Source organism: Streptomyces sp. NBC_01267 (genome assembly GCF_036241575.1).
Lineage (GTDB): Bacteria > Actinomycetota > Actinomycetes > Streptomycetales > Streptomycetaceae > Streptomyces.
On the sequence record NZ_CP108455.1, the window covers coordinates 1,298,391 to 1,319,862 of the forward strand.

The window sequence follows — 21,472 nt, forward strand, 5'->3', positions numbered from 1 at the left end:
GATCGAGCCTACCCGCCGCCTCCGACAGTCAGCCCGATCTTTATTTCAGCATTTCAACAGCCGATGACCCGGGCCGCTCCCGGCACGCACTCCACGGTCAGCGGCAGCGCTCCCAGCGGCTCCCCGTCCGCGTACGCCGTGATCCCGGCGGCCTCCAGCCGGACGCTGCGCGCCCGGTACGACGTGACCACGGGGTGGCCGAGGTGGGTGCCCCGGTAGACCTTCGGGAAGACCTTGACCAGCGTCGTACGGGAGCAGTCGCCGACCACGGTGACGTCGAACAGCCCGTCGTCCAGCTCGGCACCGGCACAGATCCGCATCCCGCCGCCGTACGACGAACCGTTGCCGACGGCGACCAGCGTCGCCTCGATCTCCAGGGCCGGTCCGTCGTCGAGGACGAGGCGGTACGGGACCGGGCGGAAGGCTGCGAGCTCGGCGACCATCGCCAGGTCGTACTTGAAGCGCCCGGCCGGCCAGCGCATCCGGTTGCCGCGGTCGTTGACCCGGGAGTCGAATCCGGAGGCGAGCACCGTGCCGAACCACCGCTCCCCCACCCGGCCCAGGTCGATGTCCCTGATGTTCCCGGCCTTGAGCGCGGTGGCCACCGAACGTCCGGCGGCGGCCGGGTTCCGTACGGGCACCCCCAGCTCGCGGGCGAAGTCGTTGCCGGTACCTACGGCCACCACTCCCAGGGGGGTGCGGGTGCCCGCGACGGCCTGCAGGGCGAGGTTGATCATGCCGTCCCCGCCGACGGCTATGAGCGCGCCGGTCCCGCCCGCCACCGCCTCGCGCGCCCGGTGCAGCGCGTCGTCCGCGTCGGCGCCGAGCACGGTGCGTACGGAAAAACCTGCGTCCCGCAACGCGGAAGCGGCCGGCTGCGCGGCGTGCGCGCCCCGGCCGCGTCCTGCGGTGGGATTGACGAAAAGGGTGATCTCGCTGGTCACCCGCCGGACCTTACAAGGTCAGGTGATGTCGTCGTAACCGTTGAGACCGGACGGCCTGGAAGCATCCGCTTCGCCTCCGGCCTGCTCGGGCATCCGGGAGGCCGGAACGGTCTCCACCTCGCCCACGTCCTCGGGTGTGAGGTCGAGATCGGAGGCCTCGTCGTCGTCGGGGCCCTCCGCGGCGCGGAGCTTCTTGCGCCGGTCGTTCATCAGCGAGATGACCGTGGCGACGCCGTACAGCACCCAGATCGGCCCGGCCAGCGCCAGCATGGTCAGCGGGTCGGTACTGGGAGTCGCGACCGCGGCGAAGACCGTGATGCCCATGATCATGCCGCGCCACCAGCCGGCCATCCGCTTACCCGTGATGATGCCGACGAAGTTGAGCATGACGAGCAGCAGCGGCAGCTCGAAGGAGAGCCCGAAGACGACCACCATGCGGGTGATCAGATCGAGCAGATCGTCGAGTGGCAGCTGGTTGTCGAGCCCGGCGGGCGAGAAGTCGAGGAGGACCTTCGCCATCGTGGGGAGCGTCTTGTACGCGAAGAAGCCACCCGCGAGGAAGAGCGGGAAGCCCGCAGCCACGAAGCCGATCGTGTACTTGCGCTCGTGCTTGTGCAGACCTGGCGCGACGAAGGCCCACAGCTGGTAGAGCCAGATCGGCGAGGAGAGCACCACACCGGACATCAAGGAGACCTTGAGCGCCAGGGTGAACGGAGTCAGCAGACCGTTCAGGACGATACGGGCGCAGGTGCCGTCCTTCTTCTGCGAGAGCTCCGCGAAGGTCGAATGGCAACCGACCGCGTGCAACACCGGGTTGGTGAAGAATTCAATGATGTCCCTGTAGAAGAAGGCAGCGGCGATCGTGACGACGACGATCCCCAGCAGCCCCTTCGCCAGCCTGTTACGCAGCTCACGCAGGTGCTCCACAAGGGGCATACGCCCCTCGGAGTCCTTGGCCTCTTTGCGGGCAGACACGAGCAACCCACGTCCTCATCTTGTGCGGCGGGCAGCCGCTGACCGCGGCGCCCGCTCCGGCCCGGTTGTCAGCGCTTGGTCGAGTCCGAAGGCTCGGTCACGGGGCGAGCGCTGGTGACGTCTCCCGGGGAAGCCTGGATCGTACGCGGGACGTCGGTCTGCGCGTTGGTGTCCTGGGGCGGGTCGGCGGGGGCACTCTGGTGGCCGTCCGACTTCATCGCCTTGGCCTCGCTCTTGAGGATGCGGGCGGACTTGCCCAGCGAACGGGCCATGTCCGGAAGCTTCTTCGCACCGAACAGCAGGACGATGACGACGAGGATCAGGATGATCTCGGGGGCGCCGAGCCTTCCGAACATAAGCTGTACCTTCTCACCGAGGCGGCTGGGGTGGGCTGCCGACCGATCGGACAGGTGTCCGGCCGTCGTACTGGCAGCGATCGTAACCCGCGGGAGTAAACGCAGGGCAATGCCTGTGCAGACTCGCGATTGCGGCCCGCGCCTCGCTCCCGGGGCCGCGACCAGCAGCGTACCGCTCGAAACGGCCCTGTAGCAGACCGCAGCCGTTCTATCCCAAACTTTCGCCACTCCGGGCCAGGCCCGTGGCGGCGCGCTCCAGCCCTTCGGCCGCGGTATTGATCTGCTCCGTGGCGCGGGCCACTTGGCTGCCGAGGCGCCGGGCCTCGACGAAGACCCGCACGGCGAGCACGCCGAGCACGGCGATCCCGAGGAACCCGAGAGCGATGGCGGTCATCGGCCAGAACATGTACCCACCCTAGACAGTCGAGTGGAGGCGCAGCGTCCGCACGCCCCCGCCGGTGAGGAGTTCAACGATCCGCTCACCGGCCGGCTTACGCACCGACGACCCGCACTCGGGGCAGGTGAAGGAGTAGAAGGTCGTACGGCGGCTGGCGCCGATCGCCAGCCTGAAGGCGCTCGCGGCCAGCTCGAAACGGCCCCGGCAGTCCGGGCAGGCCGCCTTGAAGACGACCGGCCCTACCTGGGCCGAGAAACCGGGCATTACAGACATATTCCGCAACTCCCTTTATTCCTGCCCGTCATAGGCGGCGAGCGCCTCGCGGGCCGCGAGCTGCGCACTGGCCGCCAGGCCCTGCGGCGAGACGATGCGCCCCTCCCGGCCCAGCCGCAGGGCGAGCCGGCGCAGCGACGCGGGGTCGGGGGTACGCAGCGTGATCCGCAGGCCGCCGTCGGCCAGCTCCTCCGCGCTGTCGTGCGGGTAGTACTCGGCGACCCAGCGCCCGCCGGGACCCACCTCCACGACGACCTCGGGGTCCTCGGCGGCGGGCTGGACGAGCCCTTCGGACAGATCACGCAGTTCCAGCTCGGGCGGCGCGGAAGCCTCGTCGAGCAGCCTGATCTCCGCCACCCGGTCCAGCCGGAAGGTGCGCCTGGCCTCGGAGAGATAGCACCAGGCCTCCATGTACGTATGGCCGACGGCGAAGAGCCTGATCGGGTCGACCTCTCGCTCGGTGAGCTCGTCACGGGCGGGCGAGTAGTACCGCAGCCAGAGCCTGCGCCGCTCCGAGATGGCCCGGTCGACGTCGGCGAAGACACCGCCCTCGGACTCGAAGGTCACCGACAGCCGGGAGCTGGCGCCCGCCACCTCGCCCGCCGCGGCCTCCAGCTTGGCCGTGGCCCGCAGCAGGGCCTGCCGGTCGCCCTCACGCAGCCCGGGAAGGGTCGCCACGGCGCGCGCGGCCACCAGCAGGGCCGTGGCCTCGTCGGCGGCCAGCCGCAGCGGCTCGGCGACGTCGTCGGCGTTGTGCCACCAGATGGACTCGCCGTCGGTGTCGATGTCGAGGAGGTCCCCGCCCCGGAAGCTCGTACCGCACATGGGAAGCACGTCGAGGTCGGAGATCAGTTCGTCCTCGGTGATACCGAAGGCGCGCGCGACGTCCGCGACGCGCGCGCCGGGGCGCTCGCGCAGATAGGTCACCAACGACAGCATCCGGCGGGTCTGGTCGATCGCGTTCGTAGCCACGTGCTCCTCAGTCCTTGGCCACGGCACGCAGCCGGTCGACCACATCGGCCCGCAGATCCGCGGGCTCCAGCACGATCACATCGGGACCGAACTCGACGAGCCAGGCGTCCAGCCCGTGGCCGTACGGAATCTCCAACTCGTCCCACCCGCCGCCGAGTTCCCGGCTGGACGTGGCGCGTGAGCGCAGCGGGTACCCGGCTCCCGCGCGCAGCCGGATCAGCGCGGTGCGGGTCGCGGTCTCCCCCGCCCAGGTCTCCACGGTCTCGCGCACGGTCACCACGTCCGGCACCTCGGCGGTGAAGGCCCCCGCCCTGGACCGGACCCGGCCCGCGATCCGGGAGAGCCGGAACACCCGCTCCGCGCCCCGGTCCCGGTCCCAGCCCGCCAGATACCAGTGACCGCGCCAGCACTCCAGGGTCCAGGGCTCGACCTGACGGGGCTCCGGGCGGGCGGCGTTGGCCTTGCGGTAGTCGAAGGCGACCGGGCGGCGGTCCCGGCAGGCCAGCATCAGCGGCTCGAAAGCGGCCTCGTGCACCGGAATCCGCGGCTCCAGCGCGCCGTGCTGCACGGCGTACGGGTCCTCGGCCTCGGGCATCCCGGCCGCACGGAGCTTCTGCAGCGCGCCGCTGGCCGCGCCGGCCAGCCGGGCCTGCTGCCACACCTTCGCGGCCAGGCCGAGAGCCGCCGCTTCCTCGGCGTCGAGGGCGACCGGAGGGAGCCTGTTGCTGTCGCGGCGGGCCAGATAGCCCGCATCACCGTCCAGGCTCTCGACCGTCTCGATGACCAGCCCGAGTTCGCGCAGATCGTCCTTGTCGCGCTCGAACATCCGGTTGAAGGAGTCGTCGGACCCCGCTTCGAGGTAGGCCTCGATGGAGCCCCTCAGCTCGCGCTTGCTGAGCGGGCGCCGGGTTCCGAGCAGGCACAGCGCCAGGTTCATCAGCCGCTCGGCCTTGGCAATCGCCATCGACGCCCTCTCTGAGGTCCGGGCGTGTCTTCTCGGGCGGTTCACCCGGAAGAATGCAGCACGCTTCGACCGTCGACCGTACCGCTCCGTGGTGTCGTGGCAAAAGCCGAGGGCCCGTGCCGACCGGCACGGGCCCTCAGAAACGATCAGTTCCGCTCAGACAGCGATCAGGTCGCAGACGAAGATCAGCGTCTCGCCCGGCTTGATCCGGGCACCGGCGCCGCTGTCGCCGTACGCGAGGTGCGCGGGGATGGTCAGCTGGCGACGGCCGCCGACCTTCATGCCCTGCACGCCCTGGTCCCAGCCGGAGATGACCTGGCCGACGCCCAGCTGGAACTGGAGCGGGGTGCCGCGGTTCCAGCTCGCGTCGAACTCCTCACCGGAGGAGAAGGCCACGCCCACGTAGTGAACGCTGACCTTGTCACCGGCCTTGGCGACGGCGCCGTCGCCCTCCCAGATGTCCTTGATCTCCAGGTCGGCCGGCGGTTCGCCGCCCGGGAAGTCGATCTCGGGCTTCTCGATGCTCACGTAATTGCTCCTACTTCTTGGTACTGGGCAACCGGGACAGTCTTACATTGCCGCCAGAATGTCGACGACGAAGACCAGCGTCGACTTGGCAGGCAGGTCCGCGCTCTGCGCCTTGTCGCCGTACGCCAGGTCCGGCGGAATGACCAGCAGGACCCGGCTGCCGACCTTCTTGCCCACGAGGCCCTGGTCCCAGCCCTTGATGACCGCACCCTTGCCGATCACCGTCTGGAACGGCTGGCCGGACTTCCAGGAGGAGTCGAACAGCGTGGCGGAGGACTTGCCCTCGTTGGCCTTCCACGCGGCGCCGCTGTACTGCATGTACACGGTCTGGCCGCTCTTGACCGTGGCGCCCTTGCCCTCGATCAGCACCTTGTCGACCAGCTTCTTCGGCGGGTCGTTCTTCGGCACCGCAATGGTGGCGGGCGCTTCCTGGTCGGCCTTGATCTGCGGGAGGTCCGACGGAACGGCGGACTGGGTGCCCTCTGCCTTCTTCGGGATCACCTTGTCGATGTCGAGCGCGAAGACCAGGGTGTCGGTGCCCGTGACACCGAGCTGCTGCTGGCCCGCACTGCCGAAGGCGGCGCTCGGCGGAGCGACGACCAGCACGCGGCTGCCGATCTTCTGACCGGTGACGGCGTCGGCGAAAGCCGGGATGATGGTCTTGGAACCGGCGGTGATGAGCTGCGGCGCTCCGCCCTTGTCGAACGAGCTGCCGAGGTCCTTCCCGCTCTTCCAGATCTTGCCGGTGAAGTTCGCCAGCACCAGGTCGTCCTTCTTGACCACGGCGCCGCTGCCCTGCTTGACGACGTGCACGACGAACTTGCCGCTCGGATCCTTCTTGGGGATGGTGATGGTCGCCTTCTTGCCCGCGTCACCACTGACCGTGGGAAGCGGGGACGCCGAATCGACAGGCTTGGGCACGGCCGTCGAAGAGGGCTGGGCGGTGGACGAAGCCGAGTCGTCCTTCTTCTTGGAGTCCTCACCTCCGCAGGCGGTCAGCACCAGGGCCGGCACGATGAGCAAGGCTGCAAGACGGCGTCGCACAGTGGTCCTCGGGGTAGCTGGGATGGTCATCATCGGCCGCCACTCTACGACCCTGCGCCTCCGGTCCGGGCTCGCGGCATGCGTGAGGGCCCCGCACAGCGATCTGTGCGGGGCCCTCACGCAGCCGAAGGGCGACGGTCACATTCCGGCGATGAGCTTCTCCACCCGGTCGTCGACGGACCGGAAGGGGTCCTTGCACAGCACGGTGCGCTGCGCCTGGTCGTTGAGCTTGAGATGCACCCAGTCGACGGTGAAGTCCCGGCGCTGCTCCTGGGCCCGGCGGATGAAGTCCCCGCGCAGCCGCGCCCTGGTGGTCTGCGGGGGCACGGACTTGCCCTCGAAGATCTTCAGGTCGTCGCAGATACGGGCGGCCTGTCCGCGCTTCTCCAGCAGGTAGTAGAGCCCGCGGCGCCGGTGGATGTCGTGGTAGGCGAGGTCTATCTGGGCGACCCGCGGGTTCGACATGGTCATGTTGTGCTTCGCCCGGTACCGCTCGATGAGTTTGTACTTCATCACCCAGTCGATCTCGGTGCCGATCCGGTCGAGGTCCTCGGCCTCGACCGCGTCGAGGGTGCGGCCCCAGAGCTCCAGGACCTGCGCCACCTGGCCGGTACGGATCCCGCGGCGGTCCACGAAGTCCACGGCCTTCTCGTAGTACTCGCGCTGGACTTCGAGCGCCGAGGCCTCACGGCCACTGGCCAGACGCACCTTGCGCTGGCCGGTGATGTCGTGGCTGACCTCGCGGATGGCCCTGATCGGGTTCTCCAGGGTCAGATCGCGCATCACCGTGCCCGCTTCGATCATGCGCAGTACGAGGTCGGTGGCGCCGACCTTCAGCAGCATGGTCGTCTCGGACATGTTCGAGTCGCCGACGATGACGTGCAGCCTGCGGTAGCGCTCGGCGTCCGCGTGCGGCTCGTCGCGGGTGTTGATGATCGGACGGGAGCGGGTGGTGGCCGAACTGACACCCTCCCAGATGTGCTCCGCCCGCTGGCTCACGCAGAAGACCGCTCCGCGCGGAGTCTGGAGCACCTTGCCCGCACCGCAGATCAATTGGCGGGTGACGAGGAAGGGAATGAGAATGTCCGCGAGCCGGGAGAACTCTCCGTGGCGGGCGACGAGGTAGTTCTCGTGGCAGCCGTAGGAGTTTCCTGCCGAGTCGGTGTTGTTCTTGAAGAGATAGACGTCGCCCGCGATTCCCTCCTCGTGCAGGCGGCGTTCGGCGTCGACGAGCAGGCCTTCGAGAATGCGCTCGCCTGCCTTGTCGTGGGTGACCAGCTCAGCCACGTTGTCGCACTCGGGAGTTGCGTATTCCGGATGCGATCCCACGTCGAGGTAGAGGCGGGCGCCGTTCCGCAGAAAGACATTGCTGCTGCGGCCCCATGACACAACACGGCGGAAGAGGTAGCGCGCCACTTCGTCAGGTGACAGTCGGCGCTGTCCCCTGAATGTGCACGTGACGCCGTACTCGTTCTCCAGCCCGAAAATGCGGCGGTCCATGACTGAACATTACGCCTGATGGCCTGTCCTGAAACCGGGTTCGACGGCCCCGTTTCGATCATTTTCGGAAGCAGCCACGGCGGAGCCCGGACCGCCGGGAACTGCGAGGACCCGCTGCGTGAGGAGCAGGACGAGCAGAGCGGCGATCCCTCCGGCGCCCGCCGCCGCGAACCCTGCGGCCACGCCGCTCTCCACGGCCGGTCCGGCAACGGCCGTTCCCAGCGCGGCGCCGACGCCGAACGTGGTCACCAGCCAGGAGAACGCCTCGGTCACGGTGCCGCGCGGGGCGTGCCGGTCGACGACGATGAACGCGCAGGCGATGGCGGGCGCCAGGGAGACTCCGGCCACCGTCATCAGGACGGCCATCGCGGTCACCCCGGGCACCAGCATCAGCGGCAGATACCCGAGCGCCAGGCAGCCCACGATGACCCGCAGCCGTTTCTCCGCCGTACCGGGCCACTGGCGCGCGCCGTACAGCAGCCCGCCGACGAGTGCGCCGAGACCGATCGCGGCCATCAGCACGCCGTACGTCGCGTCACCGCCGTGCGCGTCGGCGTAGGCGACCGCGGCCACCGTGATCGAGCCCAGAGCCAGACCGACGAAGAAGAAGGCGCCGAGCAGTGCGAGCAGTCCGCGTGAGCGGAGGGCGCCCAGCCAGTGGGCCTCGCGGGGCGCGGAGCGCCAGGTACGGGAGGGCTCGGACACGACGACCGAGAGCGCCCCCAGTGCGCCGAGAGCGTTGACCGCGATCAGAGCGGTCGCCTCGGACCACAGCGACACCGCCAGGGTGATCAGCAGCGGGCCGACGGTGAACATCACCTCCTGGGCCACGGCGTCCATCGCGTAGGCGGCGTGCACCCGGTCCTCGCCCTTCAGGACGCTGGGCCACAGGGCGCGCAGGCCGCCCTCCAGGGGTGGCGTGAACAGGCCCGCGATCAGCATCGCGACGACGGCCGGCGGGAGGGGATCGGTGCCGACGAGGGCGAAGAGCACCATCCCGAGCGCGGAGACGACCGCGGACGGGAGCAGCACGCGCGGCTGCCCGTACAGGTCGACGGCCCGGCCCAGCAGCGGCTGGCCGACCGCGGTGGCCAGCCCGTAGACGGCGGAGAGCGCGCCGGCGAGCGAGTAGCTGCCGCCTTCCGCGCGGACGAAGAGCACCACGGCGATGGCGGCTGTCGCGTTCGGCAGCCGCCCGACGAGCGTTCCGGTGAGCAGGCGCGTCACGTGTCTGGTGCCGAAGAGTTCCGCGTAGCCCGCGGCCATGATCCGCCCCTTGTCTTCCGGCCGGCATCCGGTGGTCCCCGGTACCGCTGGAGTGTTACGTATAACGTCCGGGTTATACGTACCATGTGCGCAGACCGCGGGTCCAGACGGCCGCAGCAGGAACCGGCCGCACCCCGGCCCGAGTGGAGGTCCCAGTGGAGGTCCCGGCGGAAGTCCCGGCGGACGCCCGAGCGACGGGCGGGGAACCGGTGGTTCCGGCCCGCCCGACCAGTCGTGACGTGGCTCGCGCGGCCGGTGTCTCGCAGGCCACGGTCTCGCTGGTGCTCGGCGGCAAATGGCGTGGCCGGGTCTCCGAACGCACTGCGGGCGTGGTGCGCGAAGCGGCCGGACAGCTGGGGTACCGCCCCAATCTCGCAGCCCGCAATCTCCGGCTGGGCAGTACCCGCACCGCACTGCTGGTCGTCCCCGCGCTGACCACCGAATTCTTCGCCCGCGTCTACACGGGCGCGCAGGCCACCGCCGCCGAACACGGTTTCGGTGTGGTGCTGTACCCGTCACCCGACGGAGTGGGGCCGGCAAGGGATCCCTTCGCCTCGGCGCGGACCGCGCTGGACGGGGTCATCGCCTCCTCCATGGCCGTCGGCGCACTGGCCGCCATCCAGGGATCCGATCTGCCCCTGGTGATGCTGGACAGCGATCCGGCCCAGGAGGGCGCATCCGCGCATGTGAACCTGGCCATCGGCGACGGCATGCGACAGGTGACGGACCATCTGCTCGCCCTCGGCCACCGCAGGTTCGTCCACCTCGCACCGGCGATCGACTCCTGGACCTTCGACGTGCGTGCGGACGCGCTGCGGACCGCCCTGCGCGGTACCGAGGTCCGCGGCGTCACCGCCCCGTTGAACGTGGATGCCGCACGGCAGGCCACCGAAGCGGCACTCACCTGCGCCGGCCCCCGGCCGACCGCCGTGATCTGCGACGACGACATCCTGGCCGCGGGTGCCTGCAAGGCGGCCCGGCGACTGGGGCTGCGGATTCCCGAGGATCTGTCCGTGACCGGCTTCGACGACCTGGCGCTGGCGACCGCCGTCGAGCCGGAACTCACCACTGTGGCGCTCCCCGCCGAACAGATCGGCCGGCGCGGCATGACGGCGCTCCTCGCCGTGCTGGACGGCCGCCGGTACGAGAGCGACGACCTGCCGGTGAAGCTGCTCGTCCGCGGATCGACCGCGCGGGCGGCGGAATGAGGACGGCGTCCCGCCAGGTACCGGAGTCCGCGGCCACCGGCCCGTAACGGCGAGTGCCCCGGACCGCCACTGCGGTCCGGGGCACTCGTCCGGGCACGGACGGAGTCTGCTGGGCTACTCGTCCTCGTCCTCGTCGGACGGCGCGTCCGTCTTCGCCGTCGCAGCGTCGTCCGCGGCGAGCAGCCTGGAGAGCTGACGGCCGACGACGCGCTTGAACTTCCGCTTCTGCGGCCGTGTGCGGTCCAGGACGGCCACTTCGAGACGCTCGGCGGGAATCTCCCGCTCGCTTCCGTTGGTGTCCCTGGAAAGGGCCTGGACCGCCAGTTTCAGCGCCTCGGCGAGGGTCATCCCCTCGCGGTGCCGCTGATCGAGGAAGGTACTGATCGTCTCGGCATTACCGCCGACCGCGACCGAACCGTGCTCGTCCACGATCGATCCGTCGTGCGGCAGCCGGTAGATCTGGTCCCCGTCCGGCTCGGCACCGACCTCGGCGACGACCAGCTCCACCTCGTACGGCTTCTCGGCCGCGCTGGAGAAGATCGTGCCCAGCGTCTGCGCGTAGACGTTCGCCAGGCCACGGGCCGTCACATCGTCGCGGTCGTAGGTGTATCCACGCAGATCCGCGTAGCGCACCCCGCCGATCCGCAGGTTCTCGTACTCGTTGTACTTACCGGCGGCGGCGAAGCCGATCCGGTCGTAGATCTCGCTGAACTTGTGCAGCGCACGGGACGGGTTCTCGCCGACGAACACGATGCCGTCGGCGTACTGCAGCACAACCAGGCTGCGACCACGGGCGATGCCCTTCCGGGCGTATTCCGCCCGGTCGGCCATGGCCTGCTGGGGTGAGACATAGAACGGCGTCGACACCGGCTATCCGTCCCTTTCTGTCAGTGACGAGTGCATCGGAAGGGCCTCAGAGCAGCTCGGCGCGCGGACCGTCGGGCTGTTCGAGACGCCGCTCCAGGATCGCGCGGGCGAGCTCGGACCCCTCCGCCTCGGTCAGCCTGCGACAGCCCTCGTCGGTGATGACCGTGACGATCGGGTAGATACGGCGGGCCACGTCGGGCCCCCCGGTCGCCGAGTCGTCGTCGGCCGCGTCGTACAGGGCCTGTACGACCAGGGTGGTGGCCTGCTGCTCCGTCAGGTCGTCGCGGTAGAGCTTCTTCATCGAGCCGCGCGCGAAGATCGAACCGGAGCCGGTGGAGGCGTAGCCGTGCTCCTCCGAGCGCCCGCCCGTGACGTCGTACGAGAAGATCCGGCCCTTCTCGCGGTCGACGTCGTAACCGGCGAACAGCGGGACCACGGCGAGGCCCTGCATGGCCATGGAGAGATTGCCGCGGATCATCGTGGAGAGCCGGTTCGCCTTGCCCTCCAGCGAGAGGGTGGTGCCCTCGACCTTCTCGAAGTGTTCCAGTTCCAGCTGGAAGAGCTTGACCATCTCGACGGCGAGACCGGCCGTGCCCGCGATCCCGACCGCCGAGTACTCATCGGCCGGGAAGACCTTTTCGATGTCGCGCTGCGCGATCATGTTCCCCATGGTCGCGCGCCGGTCACCGGCGAGGACGACCCCGCCGGGAAAGGTCGCAGCGACGATGGTCGTCCCGTGCGGCGCCTCGATCGGCCCCTGGGTGGGCGGCAGCGGACGCCTGCCCGGCAGGATCTCCGGCGAGTGGTCGGACAGGAAGTCCATGAACGAAGAGGATCCCGGCGTCAGGAAGGCGGCCGGCAGACGCCCGGTGCTACGAGGGTTGGCTTCCACACGTTTCCTTCCGGATAGGCGGCGGCCCCCCTTCTGGGGCCGGGCCGATCTTGCGACTGTGCACGGACCTTACCCGTGCCCGCACGGGTCATCCGCCCCGGTGCGGTCGGCTTCCGCCGACCGCACCGGCTCACGGACAACAGCCGTTACTCGCCGCCCTTTTGAACGAACGAGCGCACGAAGTCCTCGGCGTTGGCCTCCAGGACGTCGTCGATCTCGTCCAGAACGTCGTCCACGTCGTCGGACAGCTTCTCCTGGCGCTCCTTGAGGTCCTCCGAGCCCTGCGCCTCGGGCGCCTGCTCCTCGGTCTCCTCGGTCGAGCGCGTCGCCTTCTGCTGTCCGCCGCCGGTGTCCTTGGTCGCCATCTACCTCACCCCGCTCGGTTCGATGTACTGGTTCAGGCCCTCTTGATCAGACCCTACAAGCGGGGTCCGACATCGGCCCCGTACTTTCCACAACGTCCGGGGCCTACCCCGATGATTCCCCAGTGCGGGCCCTTTCAGCCTCCGGAGAGCACCCGGACCAGGTCTTCTGCCGTACGACAGCGGTCCAGCAGCTCCTTGACGTGGTTACGGGTCCCCCGCAGGGGTTCCAGGGTGGGCACCCGTTGCAGAGAGTCATGACCCGGCAGATCGAAGATGACCGAGTCCCAGGAGGCGGCGGCCACGTCGTCGGCGTACTGCTCCAGACAGCGACCGCGGAAATACGCTCTGGTGTCCTCGGGCGGGCTCGTCCGGGCCCGTGCGACGGCCGGCTCGTCCAGGAGCCGTTTCATCTTCCCGCGGGCCACCAGACGGTTGTACAGCCCCTTCTCGGGCCGTACGTCCGCGTACTGGAGGTCCACCAGGTGGAGCCTGGCCGCGTCCCAGTCGACACCGTCCCGGCGGCGGTAGCCCTCCAGGATCTCCCGCTTGGTGATCCAGTCGAGCTCCCCGGAGAGGCTCATGGGGTTGTTCTCCAGCCGGTTCAGCACGTCCTCCCACCGGCCGAGGACGTCCTTGGTCTGCTCGTCGGCGTCCACGCCGTAGCGCTCCTCGACGTACTTCCGCGCCAGCTCGAAATACTCCATCTGGAGCTGTACCGCGGTGAGGGTGCGCCCGCTGCGCAGCGTGATGAGCTGCCGCAGGGTCGGATCGTGCGAGACCTGGTGCAGGGTGCGCACCGGCTGGTCGACCGCGAGGTCGACATTGATGAAGCCGTCCTCGATCATCGCGAGCACCAGGGACGTCGTCCCCAGTTTGAGATACGTCGAGATCTCCGCGAGGTTGGCGTCACCGATGATCACATGGAGCCTGCGGTACTTCTCGGCGTCCGAGTGCGGCTCGTCACGGGTGTTGATGATGGGCCGCTTGAGCGTGGTCTCCAGGCCGACCTCGACCTCGAAGTAGTCCGCGCGCTGGCTGATCTGGAAGCCGTGCTCACGGCCGTCCTGGCCGATTCCGACCCGTCCCGCGCCGGTCACCACCTGACGGGAGACGAAGAACGGTGTCAGATGGCGCACGATGTCCGAGAAGGGGGTCTCCCTCTTCATCAGGTAGTTCTCGTGCGTGCCGTACGAGGCGCCCTTGTTGTCGGTGTTGTTCTTGTACAGATGGATCGGCTGCGCACCGGGTACCTCGCCCGCGCGTTCCGCGGCCTCCGCCATGACGCGCTCGCCGGCCTTGTCCCAGAGCACGGCGTCGAGCGGGTTGGTGATCTCGGGCGAGCTGTACTCGGGGTGCGCGTGGTCGACGTAGAGCCGGGCGCCGTTGGTGAGGATGACATTGGCCAGGCCGATGTCCTCGTCCGTCAGCTGGCTGCTGTCCGCGGTCTCCCGGGCGAGGTCGAACCCTCGCGCGTCCCGCAGCGGATTCTCCTCCTCGAAGTCCCAGCGGGCGCGGCGCGCCCGGTGCATCGCCGCCGCGTAGGCGTTGACGATCTGGGACGAGGTGAGCATGGCATTGGCGTTCGGGTGACCCGGGACGGAGATGCCGTACTCCGTCTCGATGCCCATTACTCGCCGTACGGTCATGCGGCCCTCCTTGCCCGGCAGCGCCCCTTGCGGGGACGTCGCTCAAGTACCGCTGGTTCTCCGGTGCGTGCGCGGTCACCCCTCCCCGCGCTGCGCGACCCGGTGGTACCGAAGACCTTAGAACGCCGTTGCGCCGGTGGGGAGATCATTACAGGCATTGCTGTTCCTGCGGCCGAAGGCCGGAAAACACGGCGGCTGCGGGACCCGTCGAGGAGCCCCGCAGCCGCCCTGCCATTTACAGGTACTGACCGGTGTTGGCCACCGTGTCGATGGAACGCCCGGTGTCCGCGCCCTGCTTTCCGGTGACGAGGGTGCGGATGAAGACGATCCGCTCGCCCTTCTTGCCGGAGATTCGGGCCCAGTCGTCCGGGTTGGTGGTGTTCGGCAGGTCCTCGTTCTCCTTGAACTCGTCCACACACGCCTGGAGGAGATGGGAGACCCGGAGACCCTTCTGTCCCTGGTCCAGGAAGGCCTTGATGGCCATCTTCTTGGCCCGGTCGACGATGTTCTGGATCATCGCGCCGGAGTTGAAGTCCTTGAAGTACAGAACTTCCTTGTCGCCGTTGGCGTACGTGACCTCGAGGAACCGGTTCTCCTCGGACTCCGTGTACATCCGCTCCACGACGGACTGGATCATGCCGCTCACCGTGTCTTCCGGGTTCTCCCGGTGCTCGGCCAGATCGTCCGTGTGCAGCGGCAGCGAGGACCGCAGGTACTTGGCGAAGATGTCCTTCGCGGCCTCCGCGTCCGGACGCTCGATCTTGATCTTGACGTCGAGCCGGCCCGGCCGCAGGATCGCGGGGTCGATCATGTCCTCACGGTTGGAGGCACCGATGACGATGACGTTCTCCAGGCCCTCCACCCCGTCGATCTCGGCGAGGAGCTGCGGGACGATGGTGTTCTCCACGTCCGAGCTGACGCCTGACCCACGGGTGCGGAAGAGGGATTCCATCTCGTCGAAGAAGACGATGACGGGGGTACCCTCACTCGCCTTCTCCCGGGCGCGCTGGAAGACCAGGCGGATGTGCCGCTCGGTCTCACCGACGTACTTGTTGAGGAGCTCGGGGCCCTTGATGTTGAGGAAGTAGCTCTTCCCCGCGGGCTGGCCGGTGACCTCGGCCACCTTCTTGGCAAGGGAGTTGGCGACGGCCTTGGCAATGAGTGTCTTGCCGCAGCCGGGCGGGCCGTAGAGCAGGATGCCCTTCGGCGGCCGCAGCTCGTGTTCCTTGAACAGATCGGGGTGGAGGTAGGGCAGCTCGACCGCGTCGCGGATCAGCTCGATCTGGTCGCCCAGACCGCCGATCTTGTCGTAGTCGATGTCCGGGACCTCTTCGAGGACGAGCTCCTCGACCTCGCTCTTCGGCACCACTTCATAGACGTAACCGGACCTGGAGTCGAGCAGCAGGGCGTCGCCGGGGCGGATGGTGATGTCCAGCAGAGGCTCGGCGAGCCGCACCACCCGTTCCTCGTCGGTGTGCCCGACCACCAGGGCGCGCTCGCCGTCCTCAAGTACTTCCTTGAGGGTGACGATGTCCCCGGCGCGCTCGAATTCCATGGCCTCGACCACGTTGAGCGCTTCGTTGAGCATGACTTCCTGGCCGCGCCTGAGCTCTTCGAGCTCGACGCTGGGACTGACATTCACCCGGAGCTTGCGGCCCCCGGTGAAGATGTCGCACGTCCCGTCCTCGTTGGACTGCAGAAAGACACCGAAGCCGGCCGGCGGCTGTGCGAGCCGGTCGACCTCCTCCTTGAGAGCCACGATCTGGTCGCGGGCCTCGCGGAGCGTATTGGCGAGCCGCTCGTTCTGCGCGGACACGCCTGCCAGGTTGGTCTGCAGCTCGACGATCCGCTCTTCGAGATTCCTCGTGTGACGCGGAGAGTCGGCGAGCTTGCGGCGCAGGACGGCGATTTCCTGCTCGAGATAGGCAACCTGGCCGGCGGGGTCCTCAGACCCTCGCGCGGGCCGGATGCCGCGGTTGATGTCATCGTCGTGGGCTGCCACGGTCCTCACCTCCTCCAAGGGGAGCTGGACGCTTCCTGACCCTACCTGGGCGGCTGGTGATTGAAACCCCTAGATCACAAAGACCGTCGGGGTGTGTCTGATCTTCACCCTTGCGTACTCCCTCACGCCTTGGGAATACCCACCCATCAACATCGGAAAGCGGCCGGTTGTATCGTCGAAGTGTTCAACACCCGTCAGGGCTGGCTTCAATTGGTTCAACCGCGCAGGAACGGCAGGAGAAATGACCGTGCAGGACGAGGCTCCCACCGGTGACGCCGCAGAGGCGCTAGAGGTCTGGATCGACCAGGACCTCTGTACCGGCGACGGTATCTGCGCCCAGTACGCGCCCGAGGTCTTCGAGCTCGACATCGACGGACTGGCGTACGTGAAGAGCGCCGACGACGAGCTGCTGCAGGAGACCGGAGCCACAACGCCCGTGCCGCTGCCGCTCCTCCAGGACGTCGTGGACTCCGCCAAGGAGTGTCCGGGCGACTGCATTCATGTGCGCCGCGTTTCGGACAGCGTCGAGGTCTACGGCCCCGCTGCCGGGTGACGCGTCATACGCTCCGCGCCTGGGACGGCGCCGAGCGTACGAACTTCCCGCCCTGCCAGCGCCACTTGGCCTGCTGCCGCACATCGGGCTTCCAGCGCGGCACGTCGGGCGAGGAGTAGCCGAGAAGCGTCGCGGTCACCGCGCCTCCCTCCACGGCGAGAGCACCGACCTGTTGCTGCTCGGACGGGGCGACCAGCGTCGCGACGACCCGTGGCGGGCCGTTCCCGGCCTTCGACCGGGTGAGGACGTAGATCCCGCTCGGCGGCGTCCCCGATCCCGCGTCGCAGCGCACGGCGGCCACCGTTTCGGGGTTCCCGTCGCGGTCGAGGTCGCCCACCGCCTTCTTCGTGACGACCGTTCCCACACTTCCGCAGTCCAGCGGGAAGGTGGCGGCTGCCGCGTCGGGCGCCGCCGCGGTGGCCGGTTTCGGATCGGGCTGGGAGGCGGTGGCCGGGCCGGGCGTGAGCACGCCCGCCACGGCGACGACGGCGGCCATCGCGGTGGCCGTGGCCAGCCAGTGGACCGGACTGGTCCGGGTGTGCGCGAGGTCCGGGAGCGCAAGGTCCGGGAGCGCGGAGGGCTGCACGCGGGAGGTCTCCTGTGGGGCAGTACCGGAGGGGGTGGCCAGAATGGTGCCACACGTCACAGGAGTTCGGAACGGCGGGGTCCGTACGGCCAACATAAAGAAGCCGCCGCCGAGTTCCCCTTCGTGCGGAGGGAACTCGGCGGCGGCGTCCGTGCGTTGTACCGGTCAGGCTTCGGTCACGGGGTCGGCTTCTCCCCCGGATTCCGCACCGGACTTCGCCCGGGAGGCGGTCGCTCCTGGTCCGGAGTAGTCATCGCCGTACGAACCCTTGGACGGGCGGCGGCGGCGCAGCGGGGCCTCCACACCGTCGGCGAGGCGCCGGGCGGTGACCAGGAAGCCGGTGTGGCCGATCATCCGGTGGTCGGGACGGACGGCCAGGCCTTCGACGTGCCAGTTGCGGACCATCGATTCCCAGGGCTGCGGCTCGGCGAAGCAGCCGATCTCCCTGATGGACTCGACGGTGCGCGAGAGCTGGGTGGTGGTGGCGACGTAGCAGCAGAGGATGCCGCCGGGGACGAGTGCCTTGGAGACGACCTCCAGGCATTCCCAGGGAGCCAGCATGTCCAGCACCACACGGTCGACGTCCGTGTCGGACAGATTGTCCTGGAGGTCGCCGACGGTCAGCTGCCAGGCCGGGTGCGGGCCACCGAAGTAGCGCTCCACGTTCTGGGTGGCGATCTCGGCGAAGTCCTCACGGCGCTCGTACGAGTGCAGCATGCCCTGCTCGCCGATGGCGCGGAGCAGGAAGCTGCTGAGTGCGCCGGAGCCCACTCCCGCCTCGACGACCCGTGCGCCGGGGAAGATGTCGCCGAAGGCCAGGATCTGGCCCGCGTCCTTGGGATAGACCACGGCAGCGCCGCGGGGCATGGACAGGACGAAGTCGGGGAGCAGGGGGCGCAGCGCGAGATAGGCGACGTTCCCCGTGGTACGGACAACACTGCCCTCGGGGGCACCGATCAGCTCGTCGTGCGGGAAAGAACCCTTGTGGGTGTGGAAATTCTTTCCTGCTTCGAGCGTGAAGGTGTAGTGGCGTCCCTTGGGGTCGGTGAGCTGGACCTGGTCCCCGACTTTGAAGGGCCCACGTCGGCGGGCGGCACCGGTCGGTTCGGACATACGAGCAGCCTACCGGCCTCAGGAACCCGGTCGCGCCATCGCCTGGACGAAGGCACGTTCGACATCGGCGGTGGAGAGGACTCCGTAGATCGCGCCGCTCTCCTCGACCACCAGGTACTCGGTGGCCGGGCTGGCCCGCAGCCTGTCGAGGAGCGCCTCGCCGGCCAGTTCGGCCGGGACCTTCATGCCCTCGGTGAGGTCCTGGGCGAGCCCGCTCACGGCGACCCAGGGGCGCCGGTGCTCGGGGACGCCGACGATGGCCGCTTCCCTGACCAGGGCTGTCGGATCGCCGTGGCTGTCCACCACGACCAGTGCGCGCGCTCCGGCCTCGTTGGCCCGGCGCAGCGCCTCGGAGAGCGGTGTGCCGGTCTCGACGGGGACGGCGCGCCTGGTGAGCGTGCGGGCGCGGAGCTCGGGGAGGTGTTCGCGCAGTCGGGCCATCCGCAGGCTGTTGCCCGCACCGGTCCAGATGATGGCCGCGAGGATCGCGGCGAGCAGCGCGTCCATCACGGTCTCCATACCGCCCACGTCGGCGTCGGAGCCGGTGTGGGTGAGCAGCGGGAGGCCGATGAGTACGGAGACGGCGAGCGCCCGGCCGAACCAGGCGGCGGCGACGGTGCCGCTCATCGGGTTGCCGGTGATCTTCCAGACGACCGCGCGCAGCATCCGGCCACCGTCCAGCGGCAGGCCGGGCAGCAGGTTGAAGATCGCCACGATGAGGTTGGAGATCATCAGTCCCGCGAGCAGCACACCCGGCACCGTGCCGGGTTCCACGGCCTTCATGCCGAGGTAGAAGACGCCGGAGAGCACGAGGGAGAGCAGCGGTCCGACGAACGCGAGGACGAACTCCCGTCCCGGGGTGTCCGACTCCTTCTCGATCTCCGAGACGCCGCCGAAGAACTGCAGCTGGATGCGGCGCACCGGGAGCTTGAAGCGCAGGGCCGCCACGGTGTGTGCCAGTTCATGGACGAGTACGGAGGCGTAGAAGGCGACCGCGAAGAAGAGCGAGACCAGGTACCGGAGGTTGCCCAGTTCGGGCAGGACGCGGTCGAGCTGGCCGCCGAAGACCCAGGTGATGAGCGCGGCCACCAGGAACCAGCTGGGTGCGACGTACACCGGGACCCCGAAGGGGCGGCCCATCAGGATCCCGCCGCCCGGTGCGTCCCGGCGCTGCGGCTTGCCGCCCTCGGGCGCGGAACCGGGGCCGGGCCCGTCCGCGCCGGACTGCGGGCGCCCGCTGTCGCCGCTCTCGTCCACGATGTCCCTTCGTATCCTTCGTGTCCCTCGGACCATTCTCCATCGCTGCTTACCGCGATGTCCTGATCATGCAGTGCGAGGGGGCCTACCGTCGATGGTATGCGGCTCTGTGTCAGTGGCGGGTCGTAGGGTCTGGAGCATGACTACCGCCCAGCAGCCCACGTCTCTCTCGCCGTCGCGGGCGAGCGACTTCATGCAGTGCCCTCTGCTGTACAGGTTCCGGGTGATCGACAAGCTGCCGGAGAAGCCCAGCCCGGCGGCGACGCGCGGCACCCTGGTGCACGCGGTGCTTGAGCGGATGTTCGACGACCCGGCTGCGGACCGGACGGTTCCGCGTGCCAGAGCGATGGTTCCCGGCCAGTGGGACCGGCTTCTCGCCGCCAAGCCGGAGCTGGCCGAGCTGTTCGCGCAGGACGCCGGGGGCGAGCAGCTGGCCCAGTGGCTCTCGGAGGCCGAGTCGCTGGTCGAGCGGTGGTTCACGCTGGAGGACCCGACCCGTCTCGAACCGGCCGAGCGCGAGCTGTTCGTCGAGACGGAGCTGGAGTCGGGGCTGCGGCTGCGCGGCATCATCGACCGGGTGGATGTGGCACCGACCGGCGAGGTGCGGATCGTCGACTACAAGACGGGGAAGGCGCCGCGTCCGCAGTACGCGGAGGGCGCGCTGTTCCAGATGAAGTTCTACGCGCTGGTCGTCTGGCGGCTGAAGGGGATCGTGCCGCGCCGGCTCCAGCTGGTGTACCTGGGGAACGGCGAGGTGGTGACGTACGACCCGGTCGAGGCCGATCTGGAGCGGGTCGAGCGCAAGCTGCTCGCACTGTGGGACGCGATCAAGAAGGCCACCGAGACGGGCGACTGGCAGCCGCGGCCGACCAAGCTGTGCGGCTGGTGCGACCACCAGGCGGTCTGTCCCGAATTCGGCGGTACGCCTCCGGTGTACCCCCTGACGGTCGTCCGGGCGGCCGAGCCCGCCTGAGCCGGGCCGTTCCCCGGCCGTCCGGCGATACGCCCCGCAGGAGTCCGGGCGGGCCGCTCAGGGCAGAATGGGGCTGGTCTATCGAAGGAGATCCCGTGGCGATCCGCGTCCTACTGGTCGACGACCAGCCGCTGCTGCGCACCGGCTTCCGGATGATCCTGGAGGCAGAGCAGGACCTCGCGGTGGTCGGCGAGGCCGGGGACGGTCTGCAGGCCCTCGACCAGGTCCGGGCGCTTCAGCCCGATGTCGTACTGATGGACATCCGGATGCCCCGGATGGACGGGGTCGAGGCGACCCGTCAGATCACCGGCCCCGGCCGGGACGGCCCCGCGAAGGTTCTCGTACTGACCACCTTCGACCTCGACGAGTACGTCGTGGAGGCGCTGCGCGCCGGTGCGAGCGGCTTCCTCCTGAAGGACGCCCCCGCCAACGAACTCGTCCAGGCGATCCGGGTGGTCGCCGGGGGCGAGGCGATGCTGGCGCCGAGCATCACCCGCCGGCTGCTCGACAAGTACGCGGACCACCTGCCGTCCGGCGAGGATCCCGTGCCCAACACCCTGCACACGCTGACCGAGCGTGAGGTCGAGGTGCTGAAGCTGGTCGCGCGCGGCCTGTCGAACGCGGAGATCGCCGCCGACCTGTTCGTCAGCGAGACCACGGTGAAGACCCATGTGGGGCATGTGCTGACGAAGCTGGGGCTGCGCGACCGGGTCCAGGCCGCGGTGTACGCGTACGAGAGCGGGCTGGTGCGCCCCGGCGCCCAGCAGTGACACCCGGCGGCGCCCAGGCGT

At 69.1% G+C, this 21,472-nt stretch carries 23 protein-coding genes; 4 read left to right on the forward strand and 19 right to left on the reverse strand.

Annotation, left to right across the window (positions count from 1 at the left end; genetic code table 11):
- Positions 1–53: 53 nt before the first annotated feature.
- From OG709_RS06055 to OG709_RS06105, 11 genes are all read right to left on the reverse strand, one after another.
- Positions 54–944: a diacylglycerol kinase gene (locus OG709_RS06055; protein ID WP_250303303.1), complete on the reverse strand. Its 891-nt coding sequence runs from the start codon at positions 942–944 to the stop codon at positions 54–56.
- Positions 945–962: 18 nt separating this feature from the next.
- The gene (tatC, locus tag OG709_RS06060; protein ID WP_250303302.1) at positions 963–1,925 is read right to left on the reverse strand and encodes a twin-arginine translocase subunit TatC; all 963 of its coding nucleotides are present in this window, start codon (positions 1,923–1,925) and stop codon (positions 963–965) included.
- A gap of 62 nt (positions 1,926–1,987) precedes the next feature.
- Positions 1,988–2,275 (reverse strand): Sec-independent protein translocase subunit TatA, encoded by a 288-nt coding sequence (gene tatA, locus OG709_RS06065; protein WP_250303301.1) that lies wholly within the window; start codon positions 2,273–2,275, stop codon positions 1,988–1,990.
- 208 nt (positions 2,276–2,483) lie between these two features.
- Positions 2,484–2,681, reverse strand: coding sequence for a hypothetical protein (locus OG709_RS06070; RefSeq protein ID WP_329165155.1), 198 nt, complete (start codon positions 2,679–2,681; stop codon positions 2,484–2,486).
- Between the two features lie 9 nt (positions 2,682–2,690).
- The gene (locus OG709_RS06075; RefSeq protein WP_250303636.1) at positions 2,691–2,936 is read right to left on the reverse strand and encodes a hypothetical protein; all 246 of its coding nucleotides are present in this window, start codon (positions 2,934–2,936) and stop codon (positions 2,691–2,693) included.
- Positions 2,937–2,960: 24 nt separating this feature from the next.
- Positions 2,961–3,917 (reverse strand): helix-turn-helix transcriptional regulator, encoded by a 957-nt coding sequence (locus tag OG709_RS06080; RefSeq protein ID WP_250303299.1) that lies wholly within the window; start codon positions 3,915–3,917, stop codon positions 2,961–2,963.
- Between the two features lie 7 nt (positions 3,918–3,924).
- Positions 3,925–4,881: a helix-turn-helix transcriptional regulator gene (locus OG709_RS06085; protein ID WP_250303298.1), complete on the reverse strand. Its 957-nt coding sequence runs from the start codon at positions 4,879–4,881 to the stop codon at positions 3,925–3,927.
- 156 nt (positions 4,882–5,037) lie between these two features.
- Complete coding sequence (locus OG709_RS06090) at positions 5,038–5,409, reverse strand: FKBP-type peptidyl-prolyl cis-trans isomerase (protein WP_250303297.1); 372 nt, start codon at positions 5,407–5,409, stop codon at positions 5,038–5,040.
- Positions 5,410–5,451: 42 nt separating this feature from the next.
- Positions 5,452–6,453: an FKBP-type peptidyl-prolyl cis-trans isomerase gene (locus OG709_RS06095; RefSeq protein ID WP_266643881.1), complete on the reverse strand. Its 1,002-nt coding sequence runs from the start codon at positions 6,451–6,453 to the stop codon at positions 5,452–5,454.
- A gap of 138 nt (positions 6,454–6,591) precedes the next feature.
- On the reverse strand, positions 6,592–7,953 hold the full coding sequence (gene pafA, locus OG709_RS06100) for a Pup--protein ligase (RefSeq protein WP_250303295.1): 1,362 nt from the start codon (positions 7,951–7,953) through the stop codon (positions 6,592–6,594).
- 9 nt (positions 7,954–7,962) lie between these two features.
- A complete protein-coding gene (locus OG709_RS06105) occupies positions 7,963–9,219 on the reverse strand; it encodes an MFS transporter (RefSeq protein ID WP_250303294.1) in 1,257 nt (418 codons plus the stop codon).
- Positions 9,220–9,458: 239 nt separating this feature from the next.
- Between OG709_RS06105 and OG709_RS06110 the strand changes: the two genes are divergently transcribed.
- Complete coding sequence (locus OG709_RS06110) at positions 9,459–10,427, forward strand: LacI family DNA-binding transcriptional regulator (RefSeq protein ID WP_250303293.1); 969 nt, start codon at positions 9,459–9,461, stop codon at positions 10,425–10,427.
- A 114-nt stretch (positions 10,428–10,541) separates the two neighbouring features.
- On the opposite strand, the gene prcA is transcribed toward OG709_RS06110, so the two are convergent.
- The 5 genes from prcA to arc all read right to left on the reverse strand — a co-directional run bounded on the left by prcA (position 10,542) and on the right by arc (position 16,199).
- The gene (gene prcA / locus OG709_RS06115; protein ID WP_250303292.1) at positions 10,542–11,294 is read right to left on the reverse strand and encodes a proteasome subunit alpha; all 753 of its coding nucleotides are present in this window, start codon (positions 11,292–11,294) and stop codon (positions 10,542–10,544) included.
- A 46-nt stretch (positions 11,295–11,340) separates the two neighbouring features.
- Positions 11,341–12,186, reverse strand: a complete 846-nt coding sequence (gene prcB / locus OG709_RS06120; protein WP_329165162.1) for a proteasome subunit beta — start codon at positions 12,184–12,186, stop codon at positions 11,341–11,343.
- A gap of 146 nt (positions 12,187–12,332) precedes the next feature.
- Complete coding sequence (locus OG709_RS06125; RefSeq protein WP_250303291.1) at positions 12,333–12,551, reverse strand: ubiquitin-like protein Pup; 219 nt, start codon at positions 12,549–12,551, stop codon at positions 12,333–12,335.
- 134 nt (positions 12,552–12,685) lie between these two features.
- Positions 12,686–14,197: a depupylase/deamidase Dop gene (gene dop, locus OG709_RS06130; RefSeq protein ID WP_250303290.1), complete on the reverse strand. Its 1,512-nt coding sequence runs from the start codon at positions 14,195–14,197 to the stop codon at positions 12,686–12,688.
- 235 nt (positions 14,198–14,432) lie between these two features.
- On the reverse strand, positions 14,433–16,199 hold the full coding sequence (gene arc, locus OG709_RS06135; RefSeq protein WP_250303289.1) for a proteasome ATPase: 1,767 nt from the start codon (positions 16,197–16,199) through the stop codon (positions 14,433–14,435).
- 241 nt (positions 16,200–16,440) lie between these two features.
- Here arc and OG709_RS06140 point away from each other — a divergent pair, with 241 nt between their 5' ends.
- Positions 16,441–16,752 (forward strand): ferredoxin, encoded by a 312-nt coding sequence (locus OG709_RS06140; RefSeq protein ID WP_266643876.1) that lies wholly within the window; start codon positions 16,441–16,443, stop codon positions 16,750–16,752.
- A 4-nt stretch (positions 16,753–16,756) separates the two neighbouring features.
- On the opposite strand, the gene OG709_RS06145 is transcribed toward OG709_RS06140, so the two are convergent.
- The 3 genes from OG709_RS06145 to OG709_RS06155 all read right to left on the reverse strand — a co-directional run bounded on the left by OG709_RS06145 (position 16,757) and on the right by OG709_RS06155 (position 19,708).
- Positions 16,757–17,338: a hypothetical protein gene (locus OG709_RS06145; protein ID WP_250303287.1), complete on the reverse strand. Its 582-nt coding sequence runs from the start codon at positions 17,336–17,338 to the stop codon at positions 16,757–16,759.
- Positions 17,339–17,503: 165 nt separating this feature from the next.
- Entirely contained in the window at positions 17,504–18,451 is a 948-nt protein-coding gene (locus OG709_RS06150; RefSeq protein ID WP_250303286.1) for a tRNA (adenine-N1)-methyltransferase, read from the reverse strand.
- Between the two features lie 18 nt (positions 18,452–18,469).
- A complete protein-coding gene (locus tag OG709_RS06155; RefSeq protein WP_250303285.1) occupies positions 18,470–19,708 on the reverse strand; it encodes a site-2 protease family protein in 1,239 nt (412 codons plus the stop codon).
- Between the two features lie 94 nt (positions 19,709–19,802).
- On the opposite strand from OG709_RS06155, the gene OG709_RS06160 reads away from it, so the two are divergent.
- Both OG709_RS06160 and OG709_RS06165 read left to right on the forward strand, forming a co-directional pair.
- Positions 19,803–20,681 (forward strand): RecB family exonuclease, encoded by an 879-nt coding sequence (locus tag OG709_RS06160; RefSeq protein ID WP_401277263.1) that lies wholly within the window; start codon positions 19,803–19,805, stop codon positions 20,679–20,681.
- A gap of 95 nt (positions 20,682–20,776) precedes the next feature.
- A complete protein-coding gene (locus OG709_RS06165; RefSeq protein WP_250303283.1) occupies positions 20,777–21,451 on the forward strand; it encodes a response regulator in 675 nt (224 codons plus the stop codon).
- Positions 21,452–21,472 lie beyond the last annotated feature (21 nt).

Coding starts and splice junctions, on each gene's coding strand:
- tatA (WP_250303301.1), bottom strand. CDS start 2,275: ATGTTCGGAAGGCTCGGCGCCCCCGAGATCATCCTGATCCTCGTCGTC.
- OG709_RS06070 (WP_329165155.1), bottom strand. CDS start 2,681: ATGTTCTGGCCGATGACCGCCATCGCTCTCGGGTTCCTCGGGATCGCC.
- OG709_RS06075 (WP_250303636.1), bottom strand. CDS start 2,936: ATGCCCGGTTTCTCGGCCCAGGTAGGGCCGGTCGTCTTCAAGGCGGCC.
- OG709_RS06085 (WP_250303298.1), bottom strand. CDS start 4,881: ATGGCGATTGCCAAGGCCGAGCGGCTGATGAACCTGGCGCTGTGCCTG.
- pafA (WP_250303295.1), bottom strand. CDS start 7,953: ATGGACCGCCGCATTTTCGGGCTGGAGAACGAGTACGGCGTCACGTGC.
- OG709_RS06105 (WP_250303294.1), bottom strand. CDS start 9,219: ATGGCCGCGGGCTACGCGGAACTCTTCGGCACCAGACACGTGACGCGC.
- OG709_RS06125 (WP_250303291.1), bottom strand. CDS start 12,551: ATGGCGACCAAGGACACCGGCGGCGGACAGCAGAAGGCGACGCGCTCG.
- dop (WP_250303290.1), bottom strand. CDS start 14,197: ATGACCGTACGGCGAGTAATGGGCATCGAGACGGAGTACGGCATCTCC.
- OG709_RS06140 (WP_266643876.1), top strand. CDS start 16,441: ATGACCGTGCAGGACGAGGCTCCCACCGGTGACGCCGCAGAGGCGCTA.
- OG709_RS06150 (WP_250303286.1), bottom strand. CDS start 18,451: ATGTCCGAACCGACCGGTGCCGCCCGCCGACGTGGGCCCTTCAAAGTC.
- OG709_RS06160 (WP_401277263.1), top strand. CDS start 19,803: ATGGTATGCGGCTCTGTGTCAGTGGCGGGTCGTAGGGTCTGGAGCATG.